Genomic DNA, 7,509 nt, shown 5'->3' on the forward strand with positions numbered 1-7,509 from the left:
CAGACGCTGCTTGTATTTCTTTTCGAAGCAACAGCAAACTTGATCGTCAATATTGCTGTGTCTGGAGTTTGTATTTGTCTTCCCCCACCTCGCCGCCCCCTCACGACACGAAGCTGATCGAAGCCTGCGCGCTCAGTCGCCTGGATCAGAACAGTTCTGCTCACCTTCTCCACCCCGTGGACTTCATCCTGAGCGGCGGCGACAGAGTGGCGATAACCGGCTCGTCCGGGTCTGGCAAAAGTGTTTTTTTGCGCACCCTGGCGCTATTGGATGCGCCCGGTTCAGGTGAAGTACTCTGGCACGGCCAGCCCGTGAATGCCGGGCAGATCCCCTCGTATCGCAGTCAGATTTGCTACCTCGCACAACGTCCGTCGATGATGGATGGCACCGTTGAAGACAACCTGCGCTTTCCCTACAGCCTGAATATCTTCAAGCAGAGGAAGTTCGATGCCGAGAAGGTCAAAGCGCTTTTACGTCAGGCAGGAAAACCAGAACGCTTCCTGCTGAAGGCCGCGGACGATCTTTCCGGAGGTGAGGCTCAGGTTGTTGCACTGATTCGCGCCATTCAGCTGGAGCCGAAAGTGATCCTGCTGGATGAGCCCACTGCCGCGCTCGACCCTCAGTCTTCCCGCGATGTAGAAACACTGGTCGATACCTGGTTCACCGGTGGGCTGGCGTCCACGCGCGCTTATATCTGGGTATCACACGATCTTCATCAGGCGCAGCGGATGAGCAATGTCAGATTTGAAATGCACGCCGGTGTGCTGAGTGCGGTGGGTCACCCATGATTTATCAAAGTTTGTCGGCTGCGGACATCGCCATCGCCGCGTGCCTGATTCTGATCAACGGGGCCTTATCTCTGGCCTTGAAACTGGGGCTGGAGCGTCAACTGATCTGGGCATCGGTGCGCACAGTCGTTCAACTACTTGCTATCGGCTACATCCTTGGCTGGGTATTCGAGTTTGCCTACTGGTATGTCGTGCTGCCGCTGATGTGCATGATGACTTTGATTGCCGGTATGTCGGCAGCGGGACGAGGCAACCGCACTTATGCCGGGCGGCGCCTGGACAGTGTTGTGTCAGTGTGGGGCAGTTCGTGGCTGGTGACTGCTATCGGCTTGCTGCTGGTTATTCAGATTCGCCCTTGGTACGAACCGCAGTACGCGATTCCTATTCTTGGGATGATCCTGGGCAATACCCTGACCGGTGTGTCGCTGGGAATCGAGCGCATGATGCAGGAGCTGTCGTCGGGACGAAGTACCGTGGAAACAATCCTCGCACTGGGCGGTTCACGCTGGGAAGCGGCGCAAATGGCGGCCCGGCAAGCAGTAAGAGCGGGCATGACGCCAACGCTGAATCAGATGAGTGTAGTGGGCATCGTGAGCCTGCCCGGAATGATGACCGGCCAGGTGCTGGCGGGGCAATCGCCCGTAGAAGCTGTCCGCTATCAGATCGTGATCATGTTCCTGATCGCCGCATCCTCAGCACTCGGCACCGTCTGCGCCGTACTGTTGACTTACCGTCGATTATTCTCGGCTGATCATCGTTTCATGATGCATAAGCTGACCAATAGAGTCTGATGGAGACGCACCAGGCTTACAGACCGCCATCGCAGCCTTCGGCAGCTCCTACAGATCACGCGTTTCGGCACGGCGCGAAGCACACGCGGAATTCATGGCACCACGCGATTTCCTGTAGGAGCCATCGGAGGTTACGACGGTCGCGAAGCGGTGCATCGGGCGAAACACGATAACGGCCTCGCCAACAAGTTGATTCGCTCAGCGCCCCAATGCCTGAATGAAACTGATAAAAGCCCGCAACGGCGCAGGCACATTTCGTCGCCCCGGGTAATAAAGCATTAACCCTGGTTCATCCTGGCACCAGTCATTCAGCAACAATTGCAGTTTTCCGTCAGCCAGACTTTGCGCGACAGCTTGTTCCAGGACAAACGCCACTCCAAGGCCACCTTCGGCAGCCTCTATCATCAGGGCAATGCGGTTGACGGTCAGCGAGCCTGGCACATCCAGCTCGACTCTTTCACCCTGCCGTTCAAACTCCCAGGCATAGCGCTCGCCTCTGGGCATTCTGATCCGGATACATCTATGCGTCTTCAACTCCGCCGGGTGAACGGGAAGACCGTATTGCTTAAGATAGCCTGGAGAAGCCACGGGAACGAAACGTGCCTTGCCGCCAAACGGCACGCCGATCATGTCGATCGGCACACTGCTGCCCAGCCGGATGCCTGCGTCACAGCCATCGGCGACGATGTCCACCGGCCGCTCCTCGTGGCGTAGCTCAAGCTCAATGTCCGGATGAAGCTTCATGAACGCTGGCACCACCTCCTTCAACAGATAGCGGGCCGCAGCAAACGGGATGTTGATGCGCAGCTCACCGCTGATGCTGCCGTCCTGCTGCTGGTTGATTTCGTCGACGGCAACGCGCAGCTCACCGAGTACCGGACGAATTCGGGACAGGAAAGCTTCACCTTCCACCGTCAGCGCGACGCTACGGGTGGTGCGATGGAACAGGCGCAGCTTGAGTGTTACCTCAAGTTCAGTAATTGCGTGACTGAGACTCGAAGGCGCCATTTCAAGCAATCGAGCGGCGCTGCGGAAGCTGCCAGTGTCCGCGACGGCCAACGCCATGCGCAGGCTTTTCAAGCTAAGGTCATGGATTAGTGTCAATTTTCGATCAGCCTGTTCATGATTGATGGTCTATCCAGAACAGCATGCCAGTCCCATCCTTGATTTGAAATCCACAAACAAGTGAGGACATCAACATGCCTGCTTCATGGTTTATCACCGGTGCCAACTCTGGCTTCGGCCGCCTTATGACTGAAACGCTGCTTGAACGCGGTGACCGGGTCGCTGCCACCTACCGCAGTGATGGCGCACTGGATGATCTGACGCAACGCTTTCCCGAATCGCTCGTTCCCATTCAACTGGACCTGACCGATAGCGAGCGCATCGCCCCGGCAGTCGCTGAGGCATTTCAGGCATTGGGGCGTATCGACATCGTCGTCAGCAATGCTGGTTACGGGACCTTCGGGGCTGTGGAAGAGCTTTCCCAGGTGCAGATCAGACGTCAGATCGAGACCAATCTGCTCGGCTCGATCTTTTTCATCCAGGCGCTGTTACCTCACCTGCGCCAACAAGGGAGCGGTCGTGTTCTCCAGGTCAGTTCCGAAGGCGGAAGGATCAGCTATCCAGGCTTCAGCCTCTACCACGCCAGCAAATGGGGTCAGGAGGGGTTTATTGAAGCGGTCGCTCAGGAAGTCGCCCACTTTGGCATCGAGATGTGTCTGCTGGAACCCGGCCCTACGGCGACGAATTTTCTTGCCGGTATCGACAGTGCATCGCCGTCAGGCGCTTATGAAAACAGCCCGGTAAACGCCCTGCGCAACCGCCTTGAAAGTGGCGAGTTCAGCCCGCACATGGGCGACCCGGTCAAGATTGCCCAGCAGATGATCGCCATCGCAGAAGCCGACGCATTACCGCTTCGAGTGCCATTGGGCAGTATTGCCTGGGACAATATCGATGCGAAATTACACGAGCGCCAGACGTTGTTAAGCACTCAAAAAGACCTGGCTTATGGCTGTGATGTCGACACGCAATAAATACCGCGTCTGACTTTATAGAAGGCTGAAGAGCTCAGCCCCGGAGCATCCACCACACACATCTGTATCCGGGGTATGAATTTCATCAATTCCGATAATCAACGGAAGCATTTGAAATTATTAGTAAAAAGGCGTCCCCTTGCGAACCGCAACTATCAAGTTGCCTCGCAAGTCTGGAGCTTTGGTTTTGCCCCTCATGTTCAAAGATTTAAAAAATGCGTCAGTCATGTTCCTGTTCAAACTTGTATTGACGGGCATCGTTTTCGGGATGATCTGGCTGGACATCGCCGTATTTGATACTCAACTGCTGGAGACTTCATTTACTGAAGTCTCACAGGAAATCATGCTGTTCGCTTGCGCTCTGCTCTTCTGGTTTTCACCTGCGAACGATGGTCAGAAAGGCTTCAAGGCTCTGGTTGCGGGTTTCTTTGCCTGTCTGTTGATGAGAGAACTCGACGGTCTTTTTGACCCCATCAGCCACAGTGCCTGGTGCTGGCCGTTTTTGCTAATCGCCATCACGTCGCTGACCATCGCTTTCAATTCGACGAATCGTCAGAACACCCTGCAAGCCTTGGCTGCCTTCACCAAAACCCCGGCCTTCGGTACGTTGTCGACCGGATTATGTGTGCTGGTGTTTTCCCGGGTATTCGGCATGGGCTCGCTTTGGCATCTGATTCTGGATGACGGTTATGCACGCCTGGCCAAGACGGCTGTGGAGGAAGGGATCGAATTGATGACCTATGCCATGTGGCTGTCAGCCAGTGTCGGCTACTGGCTGCAACAGCGGTCTGTGGCTGCAGATGTTCCAGGCAGAGTGAGTAACTCAAAACTGCAGACGAGCGCTGTCTGAGTGCCAGGTTAAATCACAACCCGGATCCCTGTGGCTCACCGAGGTTACGAGGCCAGCGACGGCGGAGTGTCAGACAAACCGTGATCGCTGGCCTCGTAACCTCGGTGAGCTCCTACAGGATCGGGGTGCAACCAGAAAAACTATTGCAGCCAGAATCAAACGCTGTCTTAAACGCCCAACAATTGCTTCGTTGTCGTCATCGACGTCTGCAAAGGCTGACCATCGCGCTGCAGTTTGTTCAACAGGCTGGCGCCCAGCCACATCTGATAAAGCGTTTCTGCCAGCTGTCGCGCATCGCTGCCAGGCAGGCACCCTTCGGTTTGCCCTTGCCTGATACATGCCGTAAGCCGCGCCACAATTTGCTCGGCACCGTCACGCAAAGTGATGCGCATCGACTCCGACAAGTCCGACACTTCAGCGCTCAATTTGACCACCAGGCACTCGTTGCCGCTGAAAGGCTCGACACAACGCTGCTGCCAGCCGAGCCAGTAATCCATCAGGCGCTCTCGAGGCGTTAGCCCCGGCAAGGCCAGGCGTCTGTCCATGTCAACGAGATAGCCAGCAAAGTAATCTTCCAGCAAGGCCTGCCCGTACTGCTCCTTGGATTTGAAGTAGTGATAGAAAGAGCCTTTGGGCACGCCAGCGACTTGCAGCAGCTCACTGAGCCCCACGCTGGTGAAGCCCTTCCCCGCCATCATGCGGTGGCCGGTATCGAGCAAATGCTGGCGAGTGTCGTCATAGGTCGGTTTCATAAGGCGCAAAATACCAAACATTAGACCAGTCGTCTATTTTTTGAACGATCAAGCGGGTTGAATGACCAACCTTGTGAACGCGCTTTGAAAAAAACCCTAGACGACTGGTCTATTCCGAGTCTAAGCTTTGTCCATCGGTGACTTGAGGCGCTGGTTTTCCAGCTCCCGCTTCGATCGCCTCATTGCCAGTCCTTCACCTTCAAGGAGTACCTTATGAAAATTCTGATGGTTCTGACTTCGCACGATCAACTGGGTAACACCGGCAAGAAAACCGGCTTTTGGCTCGAAGAATTTGCTGCCCCCTATTTTGCGTTCAAGGATGCGGGTGCCGACATCACCGTCGTCTCGCCAGCCGGTGGTCAGCCACCACTTGATCCGAAAAGCGACGAGCCTGATGCGCAAACCGCTGAGACCGATCGCTTCCGCAAAGACGCTGAGGCTCAACGCGTACTCGCCAACACTGGCCTGCTGTCAGATGTCCGCGCTGAAGACTTCGACGCAGTCTTTTACCCAGGTGGCCATGGCCCGCTGTGGGATCTGGCTGTAGACAAGAACTCGATTGCGCTGATCGAAGCCTTCGACCGCAGCAACAAGCCTCATGGCTTTGTCTGCCACGCACCTGGCGTGCTGATTAACGTCAAAGGCGCAAACGGCAAGCCGCTGATCGAAGGTCGTAAAGTGACTGGCTTCACCAATTCGGAAGAAGAAGCCGTTGGCCTGACAGAGGTGGTGCCGTTCCTGATCGAAGACGAATTCCAGCGTTTAGGCGGGCACTACTCCAAGCTGGGTGATTGGCAGGTTTACGTTGTAGAAGACGGTCAACTGGTCACTGGCCAGAACCCTGCAAGCTCGGCAGCAGTCGCTGAAGCATTGCTGAAAAAACTGGGCTGATTCTCAGGCTTCAGACTTCCTGTAACACGATTCACCGTGGACGCTGCGCCTGACGGCAAAGCGTCCATTATTTTTAGCCAGAAACTAGTCGACTGGTCTAATAAGTACTAAGACCTTCCATGTCGAACAAGGCAGATCAATGAACAACTCAGTCAAAAACAGCAATTTCTTCACCCCGACTCAATTGGGAAATCACTCTCTCAAAAACCGTATTGTCCTGCCGCCCCTCACCCGGCAACGCAGCAGCCAGCCTGGCAACGTCGCCAATGAACTCATGGCGCAGTACTACAGCCAGCGTGCAGGTGCGGGATTTCTGGTGACTGAAGGTACGCAAATCGAACCTCGCGGTCAGGGCTACGCCTGGACGCCCGGCATCTACACGCCCGAGCAAATCGCTGGCTGGCGCAAGGTGACGGAGGCGGTGCATGCCGAAGGCGGGGTTATCTTCGCCCAGCTGTGGCATGTCGGCCGGGTGTCTCACACCGCGCTGCAACCGAATGGCGACGCCCCCGTATCGGCCTCGGCCATTGCAGCGGACAAGGTGAGCGTGTTTATCGAAACCGCGCCGGGCGCAGGTGAACTGGTCAAACCTTCGATGCCGAGAGCGCTGACCACCGATGAAGTCCAGGAGCTTGTTCAGCTCTACATTCAAGCCGCCCGCAATGCAATGGAGGCTGGTTTCGATGGCATCGAACTGCATTGCGCCAATGGCTATCTGGTTAACCAGTTCATTTCGGCCCACAGCAACCATCGCGAAGACCAGTACGGCGGATCGCTTGATAACCGCCTGCGCTTCTTGCGGGAAATCGTTGCGGGTGTTGCAGAGTGCATTGGTAAAGAGAAAGTCGGCGTACGTTTTGCGCCCCTGTTCACGACGACGGATGAAGACCGCACTTATCTGGGGTTGGTAGAGGAAGATCCGCACACCACTTACATCGAAGCCATCAAGGTTCTGGAGAACGTCGGCATCGCTTATCTGTCCATTGCCGAAGCCGATTGGGATGACGCGCCAGCCATGCCTGAAGCATTCCGCCGTGACGTGAGAAGCACCTTCAGCGGAGCCATCATGTATGCCGGAAAATACACGGCACAAAGCGGTTCAGCCCTGCTGGATTCAGGCTTGGCGGACCTCGTCGCATTTGGCCGGCCGTTCATTGCCAATCCTGATTTGCCAGCCCGCATTGCCAATGACTGGCCGTTGAATCCGATCAATCCGGCCACGGTGTATGGCGGTACTGCCGAGGGTTATGTGGATTATACGTTTTACGCTGAATGACGGCTAAAGCCTGATTTGCCGGGGGCGATCCTGTTTGCAAGCAATTGACCTGTAGGAGCTCACCGAGGTTACGAGGCCAGCGATGGCGGCGTGTCAGACAAACCGCCATCGCAGCCTCGCGGTGG

At 55.9% G+C, this 7,509-nt stretch carries 8 protein-coding genes; 6 read left to right on the forward strand and 2 right to left on the reverse strand.

Annotation, left to right across the window (positions count from 1 at the left end):
- Positions 1-68 precede the first annotated feature (68 nt).
- Together RX972_RS23875 and RX972_RS23880 are read left to right on the forward strand one after the other, a co-directional pair.
- Positions 69-788 carry an ATP-binding cassette domain-containing protein gene (locus tag RX972_RS23875; RefSeq protein ID WP_410478257.1) on the forward strand — a complete coding sequence of 240 codons (720 nt, stop codon included), beginning with the start codon at positions 69-71 and terminating at the stop codon, positions 786-788.
- The gene (locus RX972_RS23880) at positions 785-1,579 is read left to right on the forward strand and encodes an ABC transporter permease (protein ID WP_316879179.1); all 795 of its coding nucleotides are present in this window, start codon (positions 785-787) and stop codon (positions 1,577-1,579) included. The genes RX972_RS23875 and RX972_RS23880 overlap by 4 nt, the downstream gene beginning before the upstream one ends.
- Positions 1,580-1,777: 198 nt before the next feature.
- Here RX972_RS23880 and RX972_RS23885 read toward each other — a convergent pair whose 3' ends face one another.
- Positions 1,778-2,659 carry a LysR family transcriptional regulator gene (locus RX972_RS23885; protein WP_316879181.1) on the reverse strand — a complete coding sequence of 294 codons (882 nt, stop codon included), beginning with the start codon at positions 2,657-2,659 and terminating at the stop codon, positions 1,778-1,780.
- A gap of 119 nt (positions 2,660-2,778) precedes the next feature.
- Here RX972_RS23885 and RX972_RS23890 point away from each other — a divergent pair, with 119 nt between their 5' ends.
- Together RX972_RS23890 and RX972_RS23895 are read left to right on the forward strand one after the other, a co-directional pair.
- Positions 2,779-3,615, forward strand: coding sequence for an SDR family oxidoreductase (locus tag RX972_RS23890; RefSeq protein ID WP_316879183.1), 837 nt, complete (start codon positions 2,779-2,781; stop codon positions 3,613-3,615).
- A gap of 226 nt (positions 3,616-3,841) precedes the next feature.
- Positions 3,842-4,465 (forward strand): hypothetical protein, encoded by a 624-nt coding sequence (locus RX972_RS23895; RefSeq protein ID WP_316879185.1) that lies wholly within the window; start codon positions 3,842-3,844, stop codon positions 4,463-4,465.
- A 167-nt stretch (positions 4,466-4,632) separates the two neighbouring features.
- Here RX972_RS23895 and RX972_RS23900 read toward each other — a convergent pair whose 3' ends face one another.
- Positions 4,633-5,217 carry a TetR/AcrR family transcriptional regulator gene (locus RX972_RS23900; RefSeq protein ID WP_316879187.1) on the reverse strand — a complete coding sequence of 195 codons (585 nt, stop codon included), beginning with the start codon at positions 5,215-5,217 and terminating at the stop codon, positions 4,633-4,635.
- A 213-nt stretch (positions 5,218-5,430) separates the two neighbouring features.
- Between RX972_RS23900 and RX972_RS23905 the strand changes: the two genes are divergently transcribed.
- On the forward strand, positions 5,431-6,108 hold the full coding sequence (locus tag RX972_RS23905; protein WP_099268611.1) for a type 1 glutamine amidotransferase domain-containing protein: 678 nt from the start codon (positions 5,431-5,433) through the stop codon (positions 6,106-6,108).
- Between the two features lie 139 nt (positions 6,109-6,247).
- Positions 6,248-7,384, forward strand: a complete 1,137-nt coding sequence (locus tag RX972_RS23910; protein WP_231677358.1) for an alkene reductase — start codon at positions 6,248-6,250, stop codon at positions 7,382-7,384.
- Positions 7,385-7,509: the final 125 nt, after the last annotated feature.

The organism is Pseudomonas syringae group sp. J309-1, from assembly GCF_032582135.1.
Lineage (GTDB): Bacteria > Pseudomonadota > Gammaproteobacteria > Pseudomonadales > Pseudomonadaceae > Aquipseudomonas > Aquipseudomonas quasicaspiana.

Bases quoted from the DNA above. Each gene is read 5' to 3' on its own strand.
- RX972_RS23910 (WP_231677358.1), top strand. From the start codon at position 6,248: ATGAACAACTCAGTCAAAAACAGCAATTTCTTCACCCCGACTCAATTG.
- RX972_RS23895 (WP_316879185.1), top strand. From the start codon at position 3,842: ATGTTCCTGTTCAAACTTGTATTGACGGGCATCGTTTTCGGGATGATC.
- RX972_RS23905 (WP_099268611.1), top strand. From the start codon at position 5,431: ATGAAAATTCTGATGGTTCTGACTTCGCACGATCAACTGGGTAACACC.
- RX972_RS23880 (WP_316879179.1), top strand. From the start codon at position 785: ATGATTTATCAAAGTTTGTCGGCTGCGGACATCGCCATCGCCGCGTGC.
- RX972_RS23900 (WP_316879187.1), bottom strand. From the start codon at position 5,217: ATGAAACCGACCTATGACGACACTCGCCAGCATTTGCTCGATACCGGC.
- RX972_RS23890 (WP_316879183.1), top strand. From the start codon at position 2,779: ATGCCTGCTTCATGGTTTATCACCGGTGCCAACTCTGGCTTCGGCCGC.